Raw genomic sequence first — 18,611 nt, 5'->3', positions numbered from 1 at the left:
CCGGCATATGTCTGGTATCCCTTTAGTCCCGTAAGGGCAATCCAGCCCTATCCCAAGGTCGGTCTTTCCACTTTTTTCGTCGGGAGGGCCTTGCAATCTTTCGACAATGCAGTAAAAAATAGGTGGTATACCACTGGCGTGCCTGAGTGGTCCAACATTGGAGTCGAAGCCGATGCCGATCAAACCCTGGCGTGCAACCTGCATTCAGATGCGCAGCGAACGCGCCTCGCAGGCGCCCGACGACGCGACTGCGAGCCAGGTCATCCAGCGCAATATCGATCGGCTCGTCTCGCTCATCGAGCAGGCCTGCGATTCGAACGAGGCGCCCGACCTGGTGGTGTTCCCCGAGTTCGCCATGCAGGGGCCGCCACTCAAGATGCGGCCGGCCGAATGGATCGCGCGCGCCTGCTACCCCTTTCCGGGTCGGCTGACGCAGCCGCTGCAGGAACTGGCGCGTCGCCGCGGCATCTTCATTGCCGGAAATGCTTTCGAGGCACCGCCCGAATGGCCGGGGCGCTATTTCAACAGCTCGTTCCTGATCAACCGCGATGGCGAAATCGTTCTGCATTACCGGCGGCTGAACACGGCGGCGTTCCCATCGGTTCATGACTTCCTCAGCAGCTATACCGCCGCCACGCCGCAGGAAAACTGGTTCCCGGTCGTCGATACCGAACTGGGCAAGCTCTGCGTTATTCCGTGTGGGGAGATCACCATTCCCGAGGTCGCCCGCGTGATGATGATGCAGGGCGCCGAGGTGATCCTGCACCCCACAAATTCCAAATATACCGCGCGCCAGGAGGCCGCCAAGCTCTCCCGCGTCACCGAGAACATGACCTACCTGGTCAGCGCCAACGTCGCCGACTGGATCGGCTTCTCGCCCGACAATACCGAGCCGGGCGGGCGCTCGCATATCCTCGATCACAAGGGCCGCACCTTGGCCTATCGCGAGGACGCGGCCGAGAACAGCGCCGTCACCGCGCTCATCGATATCGAGCAGCTGCGGGCCGACCGGCGCACCGATACCGGCCTCGACAATCCGCTGCTGCGGGCGCGCTACGAAATGTATGTGCCCTTCTACAGTCGCGCTGAATTCTACCCACCAAACTACTTCCTCGACGCGCCGATGGCCGACAGTTCCGAGATCAAAGGGGCTATCCAGGCCGCTCGCCAGAATCTGGAGCGCGCAGGAATACTTCAACCGCAATCCCACGGTGCAGTTGAGCCCGTGGCCGCAGCAGCCCATTAGGAGAGAACTGGCATGATTACCGCCGAGGAAAACATCGAGCTCACCCGTGTCGGTCGTGGCACGCTGATGGGCAATTTCTTCCGTCAGTTCTGGCTGCCGGTCTGCCTGTCCTCCGAACTCAAGGCCGATGGCGACCCGGTGCGCCTGATGATCGTGGGCGAAAAGCTTGTCGCCTTCCGCGACACAGAAGGGCGTGTCGGCGTGTTCGACCACCGCTGCCCGCACCGCTGCGCCTCGTTGTTCTTCGGCCGCAACGAGCTGGGCGGCATCCGCTGCGCCTATCACGGCTGGAAGTTCGACGTGACCGGCAAATGCCTCGATCAACCTAATCTCGAGGACAAGTCCAAATATCCTGCCGGCACACCGGCGATCGCCTACCGCGTCAAGGAGCAGGGCGGCATGGTCTTCGCCTATATGGGCGAGCACCAGGAAAACCCGCCGGAACTGCCGCATCTGGAAGCCATCATGGCCGAAGGCGACGACCGCAACATCGTGCTGACCCACCGCGATTGCAATTACCTGCAGGCGCTGGAAGGCGACATCGACACCTCGCATCTGGGCTTTCTGCATGTCGGCGGCGTCGATAGCGAAAAGCTCGATCTCAACGATCCCGAAGTCTTCACCGTCAAGGAGAAGGCGCCCAAGATCAACGTGTCGGAAATGGCTTACGGCACCATGTATTCGGCGCAGCGCGACGCCTATGAGGGCACCGAGCATCAGCGCTATGCCCACTATATTTTCCCGATCTGGGTGAGCTATCCGAGCGGCGATCTAGACACCAACATCACCGCCAATGCCTGGGTGCCGATCGACGATCACTCGACCATGATCTTCAATATCGACCTGCGCCGCGCCAGTGGCGGCGGCAAGAAGAAGCTGATGTACAAGGATGGCACACCGGTCGGCGGGCTGGCACGTCCGCTCGAATACCTGCCCAACACCACCGATTGGAAGGGCCGTTGGCGCCCGACCAAGGACCTGACCAACGACTACGCCATCGACCGTGAATGGCAGCGTAATGGCGACAGCTATACGGGTATTGTCGGCGTGCCGCTGCAGGACCAGATGATCCAGGAATCCATGGGGCCCATCGTCGACCGCGAGATGGAACACCTCGCCGCTTCCGACCGCATGGTGATCCTCACCCGCCGCGTCATGCTCGATGCGGCCCGGAAATATGCCGCCACCGGCGAGTTGCCACCGGTCGCCCATCGGCCGGAGCTGGCTAAGGATGCCCGCGGCGGCGACATCATCGTCCCCTACGGCACCGAATGGCTGGAGGGCTACGAAGAGAAGATGGCTGAGATCAAGGGTTACCGGCCCAACCTCAGCGCGGCCGAATGAGCGAGGGGCTGAACATGGGGTTCGATGCGCAGCTCGCGGATCCCTCGGGCCCCGACGAGCCGGCGGTGCACCATGTGGTGCCCGCCGATGCCCGGCCCCTGCTGCTGCGGGTGTCGGCTATCGAGCTGGTAGCGGACACGGTGCGGGCGATCGAGCTGGTATCGGCCGATGGCGCGCCGCTGCCGCCGTTCACGGCCGGCGCACATATCAACCTCAAGCTGCCGGGGGAACTCAGCCGCTCCTATTCGCTGACCAATGGGCCCGAAACGCTGGATCGCTACGCCATTGCGGTCAACCGCGATCCCAATAGCCGCGGTGGCTCGGCCTATATCGCCGAGACGCTCAAGGTGGGCGACGTGCTACCGGTCGATCCGCCGCACAACACCTTTCCGCTGGTCGAGGACGCCGAACTCAACGCCTTTTTCGCCGGCGGCATCGGCATCACGCCGATCCTGTCGATGATCCGGCGCCTCGAGGCGCTGGGGCGCCCCTGGAAGCTGTTCTACGGCGCGCGCAGCCGCTCAACCGCCGCCTTCGTGGATGAGCTGGAAGCGCTCGAGGCCAGCTCGCCGGGCCGGGTTCTGCTGCATTTCGATAGCGAGGCCGGCAAGGTCATGCCGCTGCTCAAGCTGGCATCGGGTATTCCCAAGGCCGCCCATATCTATTGCTGCGGCCCCGGGCGCATGATCGAGACCTTCAAGGCCTCGGCCGGCTGGCGCCCGAGCGACAACGTTCACATCGAGCATTTCGTCGGCACCAATGCCAAGCCAACCACCGCCTTCGACGTCGAACTCAAGCGCAGCGGCAAGCAGTTCCATGTCGAGATCGGCGAGTCGATCATGCAGGTACTCGAACGCAATGGAATCCAGGTCTCCCATTCCTGCCGCGAAGGTGTCTGCGGCACCTGCGAAACACGCGTCCTCGCCGGCATCCCAGACCACAAGGACAATGTCCTCTCCACCCGCGAACGCGATGCCAATAACGTCATGCTGATCTGCTGCTCCGGCGCCAAGTCGGAAAAACTGATCCTCGATCTTTAGGCAAGCGTTCGCTGCTACTGATCAACCTGGAGGGCGCCTTGGGTCTGGTGTTTTCGAATGCCCTGGTGCTGACCGACGCATCGGCAGTGCCGGTCAAACGCGATGTCTTCATCGATGGCGGCGTCATCAGCGCTTTGCGTGAGCCCGGCGGGGAACTTTGGTCCGGTAGCCAGCGCATCGAGGGCAATCGCACCCTCATCATCCCCGGACTTATCAACGCCCATTATCATTCGCACGACGTCCTGGCCCGCGGACTGTTCGAGGACATTCCGCTGGAGGTGTGGATCGCGCTGGCAATCCTGCCACCTTGGCGGAAGGTGACCAAGGAAGAGGTGCGCCTGCGCACGCTCATCGGCGCGGCTGAAAACCTGCGCAACGGCACGACCACCGTCCAGGATATGCTCGGATGCGGTCCCGGGAGCGAGGACATCGTCGAGGCCGCCTTGGCTGCCTATGCCGAGATCGGCATCAGATGCGTGATGTCGCTGCAAGTCGGCAATCGGCCGGCCATCGACTGCTTGCCCGGAATTCGCGAAAGCATGCCGTTGGAAATCCAGCCGCTCATCTCAGGCAATCCGCCCGATGTCGAGCAATTCCTGTCCTTCGTGGCGACGCCACTGCAAAACGCCGCCAAGTCCCGGCTGCACTGGGCGATAGCGCCAGGATCGCCACAGCGCTGCACGATCGAACTGATGGCGGGCCTGGGCGATCTGGCGCGAGCCAGACGCCTGCCTTATGTCACCCATGTCAATGAATCCAAGTTGCAGGTCTTTCTCGCCAGGGAGCTTTATGGCGCCTATGGGGGCTCGGTGCTCGATTACCTGGAGGCAGCCGGGGTATTGAACTCTCGCTTGTGCATGGCACATGGCATCTGGTTCAGCGACGCCGAGATCGACAGAATTGGCAGCGTCGGCGCTGCCGTGGCAACATGCCCGGCCAGCAATTTGAAACTCAAGAACGGCGTGGCGCCTCATGGCGCATTGCTGCGTGCAGGTGCGCAACTGACGCTGGGTTGCGACAATGTCAGTGCTGGCGATGGCCAGAATATGTTCGAGGCAATGCGATCGCTGGCCCACCTCAATTCGGGACGTGGCCCGCAAAATAGCCCGCTCGACGCGCGTGCAGTGCTCGCCATCGCCACCCAGGGCGCCGCCAACGTGTTGGGAATCGGCGATCTTGTCGGGTCCATCGCGGTGGGCAAGCGAGCCGACCTGACGATCATCGATCTCGATGATTTTGCCTATCTTCCGCTGAACAACGCGCAGCGGCAATTGGTCTACGCGGAGAACGGACGAGGCGTGCGAGACGTTTTGGTCGACGGCGAGTTCGTGGTGCGAGATCGCAAACTTGTCAAAGTCGATCAGGCTAAGCTCATCGAAGGCGCCGGCGCCTTGTTGGAAATTGTCCAACGTGATTATGCGGATCACTTTGCAAGAATGGCCCCGGCGATACCGTACATTGCAGGGACGGCACGCCGCGAGAGCGATCGATCGCTGCCGTTCTCGAGATGGATCGCATAGCCAGACGCGTCCCGACCGTGCTCCAAGGAAGGTAGCCCGCTAGGCAAACCGGGCAGCGGCTATTCTGTCGCCGCCGATTTCACATCCTGCAGCACCAACCACGGCGTGAAGAGGTTTGGGCGACCCTCAGGGCACCGCTACGATCGCCGCTGGACGATAAAAAAATCGCTCGTTCGTGGTTAGCACTGTGCTTGTGGTCGCACGGAGAGGCACGTTACCAGTGTACGAAACCGTACTTTCTCCAGGTGATTCGTGCCCATTCGCCAGCCATCTGGATCCGACGGCTCCCTTCCCGAGACCCTCATGCCATTTCGTGCGACGACCAGCCGCAATGCCGCGGTGGTTTTCCTTGCTCTGCTGCTGACGGCGAGCGGGCTGACGTCCGCGCTTGCCGATGGCGGCAAGGGCGGCGGAACGGGGGGCGGAGCCGGCGGCGCCGGGTATAACGGTGCGGCAGGCGCGGGCGGCGATAACCCGGCCTGGCTGCATGCCGGCGGTGGCGGTGGTGGTGCCGGTAGCGGTGCCAGTGGTCCGGGCGGCAACGGCGGCCCTGGATCCCCTAGCGGTCCGGGCGGCAACGGCGGCAATGGTGGCCTCAACAATCAGAATGGTGCTTCGGCGGGCGACGGCGGTGATGGCGCCGCTGGTGTTGCCGGTGCCCCCAACGGTGGCGGCAGCGGCGGCGGTGGCGGCGCCGGTGGTGCGGGCTTCTACTATCTCTTCGATATCGAGGACCTGCTGGACGAAGCCGGCGTTGGAATCGTCGTCGGCGGCAAGGGCGGCGCCGGAGGCAAGGGGTTTCAGGGTGGTGCGGGCGGCGGCGGCGGTGACGGCGGTGGCGGCGTGGTCATGGCCGACGGCTTCAGCGTCACGGCCAATGTCGACTCGATCGTGGGCGGCGCCGGCGGTCTCGGCGGAAACGGTGCTTTGGCCGGCGGCCCTGCGACTTCCGGCGACGGCGGCGTCGGCGGCGCTGGCATAGTCACTGCCGTAGGCGGCGATGTCATCGTTGAAACCGGCACGATAACCGGTGGCAATGGTGGTGCAGGCGGAAACGGCGGGCCGGCTCCGAATGGTCAGGGGGCAGCCAACCCCGGCTCGGGCGGCATTGGTGGCGCGGGCGGCGAGGGCATGAGCTCCTCCGGGGGTGGCAGCGTTACGATCGAGCATGGCACAGTCACCGGCGGCAACGGCGGCGCAGGCGGCAACGGTGGCGCCAATGCCAACAGCCTTGGCGGCAATGGCGGTGCCGGTGGTGCTGGCGTGAATGCTACCGGCGATGTCACCGTACAGGCCGATGCGAGTGTCAGGGGCGGCAATGGCGCCGCGGCCGGCACCGGCTCGCTTGGCACGGCGCAGACAGGTGCCGGCGGCGCCGGCATCCAGGCGACCGGCGGCGCCATGGTGACGGTCGCCGGCACCGTGACGGGCGGCATGGGTGGCACCAACTTGGTGCGGGCCAATGCAGTCAGCTTCACTGGTGGCGGCAATACGCTGGCACTGGAGAACGGCTATGTCCTCAACGGCAATGCGGTGAGTGACGGTGCGGGCACCGGCGACGGTTTGGTGCTGGGCGGCAGTAGCAATGGCGCGTTCGACCTGTCGCTTATCGCCACCACGTTCCAGAACTTTGACACTTTCGGCAAAACCGGCTTGAGCAGCTGGACGCTGACGGGGACCAGCAGTTTCAGTGGCGACACCGCCGTCTCGGGCGGCGCGCTCTTGGTCAACGGGTCCCTCGCCAACAGCGTGCTGTCCGTCCAATCCGGCGGTACGCTCGGTGGCATGGGTACGGTGGGCGCAACCACCGTGCAGTCCGGCGGCACCGTTGCGCCCGGCAACAGCATCGGCACGCTCCACACCGGCGCTCTCACGCTCTCGGTCGGTTCGAGCTACGTGGTCGAGGTCGCGCCTGACGGCACCAGCGACAACATCGCCGTGACCGGTATAGCGACGCTGGCCGGCACCGTGGTCGTCACCTCGGCCTCGGGAGCCAACGACTTTCCGAGCACACCGAGCCAGTACACCATCCTCACCGCGACCGGCGGCGTCACCGGCCGCTTTAATGGCCTCGATACCAGCGCACTCGCCTTCTTCGATGGTTCGCTCGACTATGCCACGCCCAACGCCGTCACCCTGACCCTCGCCCGCAACCAGGCGAGCTTGACGGACCTGGCGCAGGGCGGCAATCAGATGAGCACGGCGGGTGCCATCGAAAGTCTCGGCACCGGCAATCCCCTCTATAGCGGCATTCTGGGGCTCGGCAGCGACCAGGTGCAAAGCGCCTACCAGCAGCTCTCGGGCGAAAGCCTCGGCTCGGCCGACCAGGGACAGGTGCAATCGGCCGGCCTCGTGTCCACCGCCGTGGTCGATCGCGTCAACCAGGCCTTCGATGCGCTCAAGGGCGCCGGGGCCAGCAACTACCTGCCGACGCCAGATCCGGTCACCCAGGCCTTCGATGCGATCGACGGGACGCCGGACCCCACCCATTCGATGTGGATATCCGGCTACGGCGCGCGCGCAAGTGTCGATGCAAGCGCGCAGAATGCCGCCAGCGCGACCGATACCGGCGGGCTAACCTTCGGCCTCGATGGCGAACTGAACAATTGGACGGTCGGCGCGATGGGCGGCTACGGCCATTCGGCGAACACGGTTGCCGCGCTGGACACCAGCATTGGCAGCGCCGACTATTCTGCCGGCGTCTATGCCGGAACGGAGTGGGACAGCATTCGCCTGGCGCTGGGCGCCGTCTATACCCAATCGGCCGTCGCGAGCACCCGGAACATCACTCTGCCCACCGTACAGACGCTGACGGCCGACTATGCGGCCCGCACCGGCAGCCTCTTCGGCGAGGCGGCCAAGGAGTTCGATTTCGGCGTCATCAGCCTCACCCCCTATGCCGGCGCGCAATATGTCCGCAGCATGGGCGATGCCTATTTCGAACAGGGCGGCACGGCCGCACTCTCAGTCGCCGCACGGACAAACGACATCTTCTACACCACCGTCGGCCTGCGCACCTCGGCCGACTTCGTGGTTGGCGGCGACATGCTGCTGTCCCTCGGTGCCGGCGCTGGCTGGAAGCATGCCTTTGCGGATCAGTCGACCATCAGCCATAGCTTCGTGGCCGGCGGCAACAGCTTTGCAGTCTCCAGCGCCGAAGTCCCCGCCGACCGTCTCGCCGTGGAGGCCTCGGCCGGCCTCGACGTCAGCTCTGCTCTCGCGCTCGATCTCAGTTACACGGGTGAATTCACCTCCAACGCCCAGACCAGCCAGGTGCAGGCCGGAGCCAAGGGCTCCTTCTAGCGCGCGCCAAAGGGAAATTTCCACGCTGCAATGCCCGAACGGCCAGTGGCAAGGTTGGGTGGTCTCAGCACGCCAACGTGGTGGAGCGGCTACGACTCACGCTTTCAGGCCAAATCGACTCAGGGATTTCTGTCGATTCAGGATTTCTGGGCCAAATCGATTCAGACTGATCTGGTCCCGCCGACACTGGAAATTTTGGCGATCCCGGAGGGACTCGAACCCCCGACCAACAGCTTAGAAGGCTGCTGCTCTATCCAGCTGAGCTACGGGACCGAGGCTCTTGGCAGGGCTCCTTTAGCGCATTTTGCGGCAAAATGAACGCCCTTCTTGCCGGCCTGACAGGGCAGGGGCGTTGATTCTTTTTGTCCAGGGATCGGGCTAAGTGATTCTGGACACTGCCCTTAACTGTGTGGGGGCGGGAAGTAGCGGGCAGTGCTGCTGCGGATGATCATTTCGGAGGTGAGCACGATCCGCAGCGGTTTGGCTTCAACGCCGCCTTCGAGAATGTTTATCAGCGTTTGCGCCGCCAATTGCCCGAGTTTCTCGCGCGGCTGGCGCACCGTGGTCAGCGGCGGCGAATAGTGCAGGGCGACGGCAAGATCATCGAAGCCGACCACGGAAATGTCGCGCGGGCATTCGAGACCCTGTTCGCGCAGGCCCGACAGGAAGCCGATTGCTGTCTCGTCATTGGCCGCGAACACCGCGCTGGGACGGTTGGCCATGGCCAGATATTGGAGTGCCGCCGCATAGCCGCTTTCCATCATGAAATTGCCCGGGAAAATCCAGTCGGGAAGGACCTTTAACCCAGCCTCGTCCATGGCCTGCATGAAGCCGGCAAGACGCTCCTGGCGCAGCACATTGCCGGCAGGCCCGGTGATGTGACCGATTCGGGTATGGCCCTGATCGATCAGGTGGCGGGTGGCATGGGCAGCGGCGCGGGGATTGTCGGTCTTGACGGTGTGGAACGACGCATCGGGAATCTCCTCGCAGGCCACCACCAGCGGCACGGCGCTCGGCTCGCGCGTCAGCTCCAGCAACTGCTCGAGGTCCAATGAACCGTCCAGCAACAGCAGGCCGTCGGCGCGGTGCGACAGGAAGTATTCCCCCAGTCGCCGCGCTGGGTTAGGCCCCGAATAACGGTTGCACACCAGCACCCCATAGCCGCGCAATGCCGCTTCGCGCTCGATGGCGTCGAGTATGGTCGAGAAGAACGAATTGCGGATATCGGGCAGCCCCACCAGGATGGTTTTGGAGGTACGCTGGCGCAGCGATCGCGCGGCTTGGTTAAGGGTGTATCCGGTGGCCTCGACGGCATCGGAAATGCGCGCGCGCGTCCCCTCGCTGACGCGCTCCGGGCTGGAAAGCGCGCGGCTCACGGTGGCGGTGGATACGCGGGCGAAGCGCGCAACGTCCTGAATCGTGGGCGTTTTTCTGGCTATACTCATGCCTGGCAGCACCCCCTCAGGCCGTCAGCAACGCAAACGGTCTAAATCGATCTTGACACGACCGCAAGAAGTGTTTGAAACTCATGCAATCGATTGCACTGGCAAAAAACTTGCGATGCAATCGATTACATGCGGCCAGCCGGGGATGCCTCCTAAGAAGGTAACCTTGCGGCTGGCAATTTCGCGGGAGCGTTTCGCTCCATGAGGACGTTGGGAGGACTACATATGAATAAGTTCGCAGTAGCTGCCACGATGGCGGCTGCCTTGATGTGCGGTACCGCACACGCTACCGATCTTGAAGTTACGCACTGGTGGACTTCGGGTGGCGAAGCCGCCGCCGTGAAGGTGTTCGCCGATGCGCTCGACGCAACGGGCACCGACAAGTGGATCGACGGTGCTATCGCTGGTTCGGGCGATGCCGCCAACCCGATCATCATCAGCCGTATTCTCGGCGGCAACCCGATGGGCGCCACCCAGATGAACACCGGCCGCGATGCCGAGCAGCTCATCCAGGCCGGCCTGATGCAGGACCTGACCGAAGTCGCGACGGCCGAAAAATGGGCTGACGTGATCCGCCCGGCCAAGCTGATGGACTCTTGCATGTTCGAAGGCAAGATGTACTGCGTGCCGGTCAACATCCACTCCCAGCAGTGGCTGTGGCTGTCGCGTCCCGCTTTCGAGAACAACGGCATGACCGTTCCGACCACTTGGACGGAATATGTCGCCGATTTCCCCAAGCTCAAGGAAGCCGGCATCATCCCGATGTCGATTGGCCAGGGCTGGCCGATCAACACCATGTGGGGCGTTCTGCTCGCTTCCATCGGTGGTCCTGACCTGTTCCGCTCGGTCAATATCGACAAGAGCGCCGACGCGGTCCGCGGTCCTGAGTTCAAGGCTGTCGTCGATGCTTTCGCCGTCGTCCGCGACACCGCCGACACTAGCGCCATCGTTCCGCTCTGGAACGACGCGACCCAGCTCGTGATCGAAGGCAAGGCTGCCGGCAACATCATGGGCGATTGGGCCCAGGGTGAATTCGCCGTCGCCAACCAGGTCGCCGGCAAGGACTATGATTGCCTGCCAGGTCTGGGCATGCACGCCATCGTCGATACCGGCGGTGACGCATTCTACTTCCCCAAGAGCACCGATCCGGAAATCACCCGCACCCAGCTCGAGCTGGCCAAACTGATGCTTTCCCCTGAAGTTCAGGTTGCGTTCAACCTGAAGAAGGGCTCGATGCCGGTTCGTGGCGACGTTGATCTCGCCGCTGCCAATGCCTGCATGAAGAAGGGCCTCGAAATCCTGGCCGATCCGGCAAACGTCCTGCCTACCGGCGAGCAGACCTTCAGCTCCGACACTCAGGGCCAGCTGCAGGATCTCGTGCTTGCATTCTTCGCCGACAAGTCCATGACTGCGGAAGACATGCAGGCCCAATACGCCGATATCGTTGCCGCTTCCGAGTAATCGGTAGCTCGACATTAGGCTAGGCGTGGCCGGCTTGGGCAATACCCGGGCCGGCCATGTTTCCAATAAGGCATGAAGTAAGGCATCGATCCATGGCAGAGGCGACACTCGCGGCACAATCCAAGCCGGAAGAAATATCCACCCGGCCAAGCTTGCTGCACAATATCTTCCTAAGGAACCTGAGCGCCAAGATCGCCGCTCTGCCAATGGTCCTTACAGTGCTGGTGGTCTTCGTCGGCTGCAGCGCCTGGAGCGTTATCTACTCCTTCACCAACTCCGGCTCGCTCCCAAGCGGCAAATTCGTCGGCTTCGCTCAGTATGAGCGTCTGTTCAAGACGGCGCGCTTCGTTGGTTCGGCCGAAAACCTCGCTCTTTACGGCGTCTTGTCGCTGGTCTTCACCATGGTGGTCGGCTTCCTGCTGGCCGTGCTGATGGACCAGAAGATCCGCTTCGAAAACACCTTCCGCACCGTGCTTCTCTACCCGTTCGCGCTGTCGTTCATCGTCACGGGCCTGGTGTGGCAGTGGATCATGAACCCCAATTACGGCATCCAGAAAGTCGCTTTCGACCTGGGTTTCACCAATTTCCGGTTCGACCTGCTGACCAATAGCGACACCGTCATCTATGGCCTAGTGATCGCAGGGCTCTGGCAGGGCACCGGCTTCGTCATGGTGCTGATGCTCGCAGGGCTGCGCAGCATCGACGAGGAAATCTGGAAAGCCGCACGCATCGACGGCATTCCCGCCTGGCGCACCTATCTGCAGATCGTCATTCCGATGATGCGCGGCGTGGTCATCACCACGCTGGTGATCGTCGGCTCGGGCATTGTCCGCCTCTACGATCTGGTGGTGGCTTTGACCCAGGGCGGCCCCGGCTTCGCCTCCGACGTCCCCGCGAAATACGTTTACGACTACATGTTTGCGCGCGGCAATCTCGGCCAGGGTCTGGCCGCGTCGACCATGATGCTGGTGACTGTGCTGATCATCCTGATCCCATGGGCCTATATCGAATTCGGCCCAAAGAAAAACAAATGACCGGACGCGTCAGCAAGGGAGGGCCATCATGGCTGTCGATACACTAGAACCCCGGGGGATGCGCCCGCGCCCGTTCTTTACCCCCCGCAAGATCATCATCTATTCGCTGCTGTTCTTCATCTCCGTCTACTACCTGTTCCCGATGTACGTGATGATCGTCACGTCGCTGAAGAGCCTGGATGAAGCCCGTGGCGGCAACATTTTCGCACTGCCGATCAAGGTGACCTTCGATCCCTGGTTCAAGGCCTGGGATACCGCCTGTACCGGCCTTTACTGCGAAGGCCTCAAGGTCGGGTTCCTGAACTCGATGAAGATCACCATTCCCAGCGTCATCGTCTCGGTGCTGATCGCCTCGATCAACGGCTATGCCCTGGTCAATTGGCGCTTCAAGGGTTCTGAGGTTTTCTTCGTCATCCTGCTGTTCGGCTCGTTCATACCCTACCAGGTGATGCTCTATCCGCTCGTGATCATCCTGCGCGAACTGCATATGTTCTCGACCCTGCAGGGCGTGATCCTGATCCATACCGTTTTCGGCATGCCGATCCTGACGCTGCTGTTCCGCAACTACTTCGCCTCGCTGCCACCTGAACTGTTCAAGGCGGCGCGGGTCGACGGGGCAGGGTTCTGGCGCATTTTCATCCAGATCATGGTGCCAATGTCGCTGCCGATCTTCGTGGTGGCGATGATCCTGCAGATCACCGGTATCTGGAACGACTTCCTGTTCGGCGTCATCTTCGCCGGCAACCAGAATTATCCGATGACCGTGCAGCTCAACAATATCGTCAACTCCACGCAGGGCGTGAAGGAATACAACGTCAACATGGCCGCAACCATCCTGACGGGCCTCGTGCCCCTGGCGGTCTATTTCATCTCGGGAAAATGGTTCGTCCGCGGCATCGCTGCCGGCGCGGTGAAGGGTTAGAATTATGGAATCCAGTGTTTCAATCAGAGATCTGTCGCTCGATTTCGGCAGCGTCAAAGTGCTGCAGTCGCTCGATCTGGAAGTCGCCAAAGGTGAGTTCATCGTGCTGCTGGGGCCCTCCGGCTGTGGCAAGTCGACACTGCTGAACTGCATTGCCGGCCTGCTCGACGTCAGCGAAGGGCAGATTTTCATCGGCGGCAAGAACGTGACCTGGGCCGAGCCCAAGGATCGCGGCATCGGCATGGTGTTCCAGTCCTATGCGCTTTACCCGCAGATGACGGTGGAGCGGAACTTGTCGTTCGGCCTGCGCGTCTCCGGCATGCCCAAGGCGGAGATTGAACAGCGCGTCAATCGCGCCGCCGAAATCCTGCAGATTCAGCCGCTGCTGGGTCGCAAGCCCGCCAACCTGTCGGGCGGACAACGCCAGCGCGTCGCCATTGGCCGCGCTTTGGTGCGCGATGTGGACGTGTTCCTGTTCGATGAGCCGCTGTCCAATCTCGACGCCAAGCTCCGGAGCGACCTCCGCGTCGAAATCAAGCGGCTGCATCATCGCCTCAAGAACACCATGATCTACGTCACCCACGACCAGATCGAGGCGCTGACGCTGGCGGATCGCATCGCTATCATGAAGAATGGCACGATCCAGCAATTGGCTGACCCGCACACCATCTACAACAGGCCGGTCAATCTCTATGTGGCTGGTTTCATCGGCTCGCCCTCGATGAACTTCCTCGAAGGTACGCTCAATCCCGCCAACCAGACCTTCGTTGCCGATGACGGCACTGTCGTTCCGGTGGGTACCTACGCCTTCGAGACCCCGGTCAGCGGCTCGACCAAGGCCGTTCTGGGCGTCCGCCCGGAGCACATCCTGATCGGCGAGGACGCCAAGTCCAAGCCGTTCACCCAGGAAGTCGAAATCGAAATCGTCGAACCGATGGGCTCCGACACCCTGGCCTGGACCAAGATCGCGGGCAAAGCCGTGACCTTCCGCTGCGACAGCGATGTCGTGATCACGAGCGGCCAGAAGATCCTAATCGGCTTCGATCCCGCGCGCGGTTCTATCTTTAACGCCGAGACCACCAACCGCATTTGATTTCGAGTTTGCCGGCGCTCAGGCGCCGGCAGCCACTTCGCCGGCAAAGCCACGGCCAATGTTACTTTTCAAGCAACTGACCTGTCGAACTGGCGCGATGGCGCATGACGAATGCGCTATCTCAGTGGTATTGATCTTCGTATGAACGTTAATCTGAGGCCAAAAGTGACCGAACTGTCTTTCCAGCTCTACAGCGCCCGCAATTTCCCGCCCATTGATACCGTCCTCGCCAAGCTCAAATCGCTGGGCTACGGGCAGGTGGAAGGCTATGGCGGGCTTTATGCCGACGCCGCCACTCTGGCCGCTTCGCTCAAGGCCAATGGGCTGACCATGCCGACCGGCCATTTCGGCCTCGATATGCTCAAGGACACCTCGACCACGCTCAAGACCGCTGAGACGCTCGGCATCAAGACCGTGTTCTGCCCGGCCATTCCGCAGGACCAGCGCAAGCAGCCTGAAGCCGGCTGGGTGCAATTGGCCGAAACGCTGGCTGAGCTGGCCGTGACCTACAAGAAGGCCGGCCTCGGCTTTGGCTGGCACAATCACCATTTTGAATTCTGGCCCACCGAAACCGGCAAGCTGCCGATGAACATCATCCTCGATACCGCCACGGATATCGAGTGGGAGGCCGACGTCGCCTGGATCGTGCGTGGCGAGAACGACCCGCAGAAGTGGTTCGACGCCTATGGCCAGCGCATCACCGCCGTCCACGTCAAGGACATCGCGCCCGCCGGCGTCGCCGAGGACGAAGACGGCTGGGCCGATCCGGGGCAGGGCACCATGGGCTGGTCTGCGCTGATCGGCACCATCCGTGCCAAGACCCGCGCCCAGTATTTCGTCGCCGAACACGACAACCCGTCGGATGTCGACCGCTTCGCCACGCGCAGTATGGATGCGTGGAAGAGCTGGAAGTAAGCGGACTTCCCCTGGAGCGTGATGATTTCTCTTCGAGTTATCATCAAGCTCTATCTCTTTGTTAGAGCATGATGTTTTCGGAAAACCGGTAGCCACTTTTCCGGATCATGCTCAGAGGCCAACCTATAAGGACCAAAAATTATGGATATGTCGTTCCAGATGTTCAGCGGGCGCAATTACCCGCTTGATCAGGTGCTGAAAACCGTCGCCGATGCCGGCTACAAATATGTCGAAGGCTACGGCGGCCTCGATTACGCCTCCACCGATGGCGGCCTGGGCGGCCTCTATGGCGACCTGCCGGGCCTCAAGGCCAAGCTCGATGCCAATGGCCTAACCATGCCGACCGCCCATGTGGGTCTCGACCTGCTCGAGCAGCCCGACCGCGCTTTGGCCATTAACGAAGCGCTGGGCACCACGGTGTTCATGTGCCCCTGGCTGTCGCCCGATCAACGCCCCACCGATGTGGCCGGTTGGCAGGCTTTTGGTGAGCGTCTTGCTAACATTTCGGCACCCTTTACCAAGGCCGGAATCACCTTCGGCTACCACAACCACGATTTCGAATTCGCCATGCTGCCGGATGGTCGCTACCCGATGGACGTGCTGCTCGAAGCGGCGCCCGACATCTACACCGAAGCCGATATCGCGTGGATCTATCGCGGCAAGGCCGACGCCTTCGCCTGGCTGGAAAAGTTCGGCAAGCGCATCGTCGCCGTCCACGTTAAGGACATCGCTCCGGCCGGCCAGAACCTCGATGAAGACGGTTGGGCAGACGTCGGCCATGGCACGCTGCCGTGGAAGGACCTGCTGAACCACGTCAAGGCCAAGACCGCCGCGCGCTACTTCGTGGCCGAGCACGACAATCCAAACGATCTCACCCGCTTCGCCACTCGGTCCATCGCGACCGTCAATTCTTTCGGAGTCTAACATGGCCAAGACTTATGGCGTCGGCATCATGGGTGCCGGCAATATTTCGGGCGCCTATCTGCGTCTCGCGCCGCTGTTCAAGAACCTTGAAGTGCGCGCCATCGCCGATATCGTCCCGGCCGCCGCCCAGGCGCGCGCTGCTGAATACAACGTCAAGGCGCAGACGCCCGACGAGCTGCTGAAAAACAGCGAAGTCGACGTGATCGTCAACCTGACCATCCCCTCGACCCACTATTCGGTGTCGCGCGATATCCTTTCGGCCGGCAAGCATGCCTATTCCGAAAAGCCGTTCGTGCTCGACGTCGAAGAGGGCAAGGCGCTCAAGAAGCAGGCCGACGCGGCCGGCCTCAAGATCGGCTCCGCGCCGGACACCTTCCTCGGCGGCGCGCATCAGCAGGCGCGCTCGATCATCGATAGCGGCAAGGTCGGCCGCATCACTTCGGGCACCATGCACGTGCTGTCGCGCGGCATGGAACACTGGCACCCCAATCCGGACTTCTTCTTCCAGGTTGGCGGCGGCCCGATCCTCGATCTCGGCCCCTACTACATCACCGACCTGATCAGCCTGATCGGGCCGATCAAGCGGGTGACCGCCTTCACCGGTATGGCCAATCCTGAACGCACCATCTCTACCCCGACTTCGCCGCTGGTTGGCACCAAGATCAAGGTCGGCACGCCGACCACGATCCACGCAGTGCTCGAATTCCACACCGGCGCCATCGTTACCCTGGGCGCGAGCTGGGACGTGTTCAGCCACGGCCACCACAATATCGAACTTTATGGCACCGAGGGCTCGGTCTATGTGCCCGATCCCAACTTCTTCAACGGCGATGTCATCACCGCCGACCGTGAAGGCGCCAAGACCACGGTTACCCCGTGGGACCATCCGTTCGGTATCGCCAATCAGGAACTCGACAAGCCCAATCCGCGCGCCAACTACCGCAATGCGGGCCTGTCGGACATGATGATGTCGATCGAAACCGGCCATGCGGCCCGCTGCTCGATCGACGTTGCGCTGCATGCCATCGACGTTATGGCGTCGATCCTCAAGGCCGGCGAAATCGGCCAGGTGGTGACGCTTTCGACCACGTGCGAGCGCCCTGCGGCCCTCGGTCCCGATGAAGCCCGGGCTTTGCTGCGGGCTTGATGTGCGTACCTCATTGACAGGCGCTGTGTGCCAGTCAAGATTGAGACTGAAATAATGAGCAGGCGGCGGTCATTCGCCGCCTGTTCCATGAAGCGGCAACAGAAGACTTGGCGCCAAGCGCCGACAGAGGAGAAACGACATGCGCACCATCAAGGGGCCCGCGATCTTTTTGGCCCAGTTCGCCGGCGACGCGGCACCATTCAATTCCTTCGACGCCATCTGCGGCTGGGCCGCCAATTACGGCTACAAGGGCGTGCAGATCCCGACCTGGGTCGGCAGCCTGATCGACTTGGAAAAGGCCGCCACCTCCAAGACCTATGCCGACGAATTGGTCGGCACCGCCGCCAAGCACGGCATCGCCATCACCGAGCTATCGACCCATTTGCAGGGCCAGCTCGTTGCCGCCCACCCGGTCTATGACACTATGCTGGATGGCTTCGCCCCGGCATCCGTACATGGCAATCCCAAGGCCCGCCAGGAATGGGCGGTGCAGCAATTGATGTGGGCTGCCAAGGCCTCCAAAAACCTGGGCCTGACCGAACACGCGACCTTTTCGGGCGCGCTGGCCTGGCCGTTCCTCTATCCGTTCCCGCAGCGTCCGGCAGGCCTGGTCGAAGAAGCCTTCGATGAATTAGCGCGTCGCTGGACCCCGATCCTCAATGCCATGGACGAGAACGGCGTCGATCTCTGCTACGAAATCCATCCCGGCGAAGACCTGCACGACGGCGTCACCTACGAGATGTTCCTCGAGCGCGTGAACAACCACCCGCGCGCCAACCTGCTCTATGATCCCAGCCACTTCGTGCTGCAGCAGCTCGATTATCTTGACTACATCGACATCTATCACGAGCGCATCAAGATGTTCCACGTCAAGGACGCCGAGTTCAATCCGACCGGCCGCCAGGGGGTTTATGGCGGCTACCAGAGCTGGATCAACCGGGCAGGGCGCTTCCGCTCGCTTGGCGACGGCCAAGTCGATTTCGCCTCCGTTTTCTCCAAGATGGCACAATATGATTTTGCCGGCTGGGCCGTGCTCGAATGGGAATGCGCCATCAAGCACCCCGAGGACGGTGCCCGCGAAGGCGCCGAATTCATCGCCGCCCACATCATCCGCGTGACGGAAAAGGCGTTCGACGATTTCGCCGCGGCCGGCACCGACAAAGCCGCCAACCGCAAGATGCTCGGGTTGAGCTAAGCGCTCACAAATCGCGAAAAAA

Annotated in this window: 14 protein-coding genes and 1 tRNA gene; 13 read left to right on the top strand and 2 right to left on the bottom strand. The window is 62.2% G+C overall.

Annotated features, from left to right (window positions below; all coding sequences use genetic code 11):
• The first annotated feature begins 172 nt into the window (after positions 1-172).
• From JWR51_RS21110 to JWR51_RS21090, 5 genes are all read left to right on the top strand, one after another.
• On the top strand, positions 173-1,246 hold the full coding sequence (locus JWR51_RS21110; RefSeq protein WP_299752368.1) for a nitrilase-related carbon-nitrogen hydrolase: 1,074 nt from the start codon (positions 173-175) through the stop codon (positions 1,244-1,246).
• Between the two features lie 12 nt (positions 1,247-1,258).
• Positions 1,259-2,590: a Rieske 2Fe-2S domain-containing protein gene (locus tag JWR51_RS21105; RefSeq protein ID WP_299752365.1), complete on the top strand. Its 1,332-nt coding sequence runs from the start codon at positions 1,259-1,261 to the stop codon at positions 2,588-2,590.
• On the top strand, positions 2,587-3,630 hold the full coding sequence (locus tag JWR51_RS21100; protein ID WP_299752362.1) for a PDR/VanB family oxidoreductase: 1,044 nt from the start codon (positions 2,587-2,589) through the stop codon (positions 3,628-3,630). Before JWR51_RS21105 ends, JWR51_RS21100 begins: the two co-directional genes overlap by 4 nt.
• A gap of 65 nt (positions 3,631-3,695) precedes the next feature.
• Positions 3,696-5,150 (top strand): amidohydrolase family protein, encoded by a 1,455-nt coding sequence (locus JWR51_RS21095; protein WP_299752359.1) that lies wholly within the window; start codon positions 3,696-3,698, stop codon positions 5,148-5,150.
• 303 nt (positions 5,151-5,453) lie between these two features.
• Positions 5,454-8,453: an autotransporter domain-containing protein gene (locus tag JWR51_RS21090; RefSeq protein ID WP_299752356.1), complete on the top strand. Its 3,000-nt coding sequence runs from the start codon at positions 5,454-5,456 to the stop codon at positions 8,451-8,453.
• Positions 8,454-8,649: 196 nt separating this feature from the next.
• On the opposite strand, the gene JWR51_RS21085 is transcribed toward JWR51_RS21090, so the two are convergent.
• Positions 8,650-8,726, bottom strand: a tRNA-Arg gene (locus JWR51_RS21085).
• A 128-nt stretch (positions 8,727-8,854) separates the two neighbouring features.
• The gene (locus JWR51_RS21080; RefSeq protein WP_299752353.1) at positions 8,855-9,898 is read right to left on the bottom strand and encodes a LacI family DNA-binding transcriptional regulator; all 1,044 of its coding nucleotides are present in this window, start codon (positions 9,896-9,898) and stop codon (positions 8,855-8,857) included.
• A gap of 225 nt (positions 9,899-10,123) precedes the next feature.
• On the opposite strand from JWR51_RS21080, the gene JWR51_RS21075 reads away from it, so the two are divergent.
• The 8 genes from JWR51_RS21075 (at position 10,124) to JWR51_RS21040 (ending at position 18,589) form a co-directional block, all read left to right on the top strand.
• Positions 10,124-11,359, top strand: a complete 1,236-nt coding sequence (locus JWR51_RS21075) for an ABC transporter substrate-binding protein (protein ID WP_299752350.1) — start codon at positions 10,124-10,126, stop codon at positions 11,357-11,359.
• A gap of 206 nt (positions 11,360-11,565) precedes the next feature.
• Positions 11,566-12,393, top strand: coding sequence for a sugar ABC transporter permease (locus JWR51_RS21070; RefSeq protein WP_299752967.1), 828 nt, complete (start codon positions 11,566-11,568; stop codon positions 12,391-12,393).
• A gap of 28 nt (positions 12,394-12,421) precedes the next feature.
• Complete coding sequence (locus tag JWR51_RS21065; RefSeq protein WP_299752347.1) at positions 12,422-13,315, top strand: carbohydrate ABC transporter permease; 894 nt, start codon at positions 12,422-12,424, stop codon at positions 13,313-13,315.
• Positions 13,316-13,319: 4 nt separating this feature from the next.
• The gene (locus JWR51_RS21060; protein ID WP_299752344.1) at positions 13,320-14,408 is read left to right on the top strand and encodes an ABC transporter ATP-binding protein; all 1,089 of its coding nucleotides are present in this window, start codon (positions 13,320-13,322) and stop codon (positions 14,406-14,408) included.
• Positions 14,409-14,573: 165 nt separating this feature from the next.
• Positions 14,574-15,323, top strand: a complete 750-nt coding sequence (locus JWR51_RS21055) for a sugar phosphate isomerase/epimerase (protein WP_299752341.1) — start codon at positions 14,574-14,576, stop codon at positions 15,321-15,323.
• A gap of 138 nt (positions 15,324-15,461) precedes the next feature.
• Positions 15,462-16,247, top strand: coding sequence for a sugar phosphate isomerase/epimerase (locus JWR51_RS21050; RefSeq protein ID WP_299752964.1), 786 nt, complete (start codon positions 15,462-15,464; stop codon positions 16,245-16,247).
• A 1-nt stretch (position 16,248) separates the two neighbouring features.
• Entirely contained in the window at positions 16,249-17,394 is a 1,146-nt protein-coding gene (locus JWR51_RS21045) for a Gfo/Idh/MocA family oxidoreductase (protein ID WP_299752338.1), read from the top strand.
• A 139-nt stretch (positions 17,395-17,533) separates the two neighbouring features.
• A complete protein-coding gene (locus tag JWR51_RS21040; protein ID WP_299752335.1) occupies positions 17,534-18,589 on the top strand; it encodes a sugar phosphate isomerase/epimerase in 1,056 nt (351 codons plus the stop codon).
• Positions 18,590-18,611: the final 22 nt, after the last annotated feature.

It is taken from the genome of Devosia sp. (assembly GCF_028290625.1).
GTDB lineage: Bacteria > Pseudomonadota > Alphaproteobacteria > Rhizobiales > Devosiaceae > Devosia.
The sequence above is the reverse complement of the archived record's forward strand: the minus strand, read 5'-3'. Positions and strand labels throughout refer to the sequence as shown.

Bases quoted from the DNA above. Each gene is read 5' to 3' on its own strand.
- JWR51_RS21105 (WP_299752365.1), top strand. From the start codon at position 1,259: ATGATTACCGCCGAGGAAAACATCGAGCTCACCCGTGTCGGTCGTGGC.
- JWR51_RS21100 (WP_299752362.1), top strand. From the start codon at position 2,587: ATGAGCGAGGGGCTGAACATGGGGTTCGATGCGCAGCTCGCGGATCCC.
- JWR51_RS21080 (WP_299752353.1), bottom strand. From the start codon at position 9,898: ATGAGTATAGCCAGAAAAACGCCCACGATTCAGGACGTTGCGCGCTTC.
- JWR51_RS21045 (WP_299752338.1), top strand. From the start codon at position 16,249: ATGGCCAAGACTTATGGCGTCGGCATCATGGGTGCCGGCAATATTTCG.
- JWR51_RS21060 (WP_299752344.1), top strand. From the start codon at position 13,320: ATGGAATCCAGTGTTTCAATCAGAGATCTGTCGCTCGATTTCGGCAGC.
- JWR51_RS21110 (WP_299752368.1), top strand. From the start codon at position 173: ATGCCGATCAAACCCTGGCGTGCAACCTGCATTCAGATGCGCAGCGAA.
- JWR51_RS21065 (WP_299752347.1), top strand. From the start codon at position 12,422: ATGGCTGTCGATACACTAGAACCCCGGGGGATGCGCCCGCGCCCGTTC.
- JWR51_RS21090 (WP_299752356.1), top strand. From the start codon at position 5,454: ATGCCATTTCGTGCGACGACCAGCCGCAATGCCGCGGTGGTTTTCCTT.
- JWR51_RS21040 (WP_299752335.1), top strand. From the start codon at position 17,534: ATGCGCACCATCAAGGGGCCCGCGATCTTTTTGGCCCAGTTCGCCGGC.
- JWR51_RS21075 (WP_299752350.1), top strand. From the start codon at position 10,124: ATGAATAAGTTCGCAGTAGCTGCCACGATGGCGGCTGCCTTGATGTGC.
- JWR51_RS21070 (WP_299752967.1), top strand. From the start codon at position 11,566: ATGGTCCTTACAGTGCTGGTGGTCTTCGTCGGCTGCAGCGCCTGGAGC.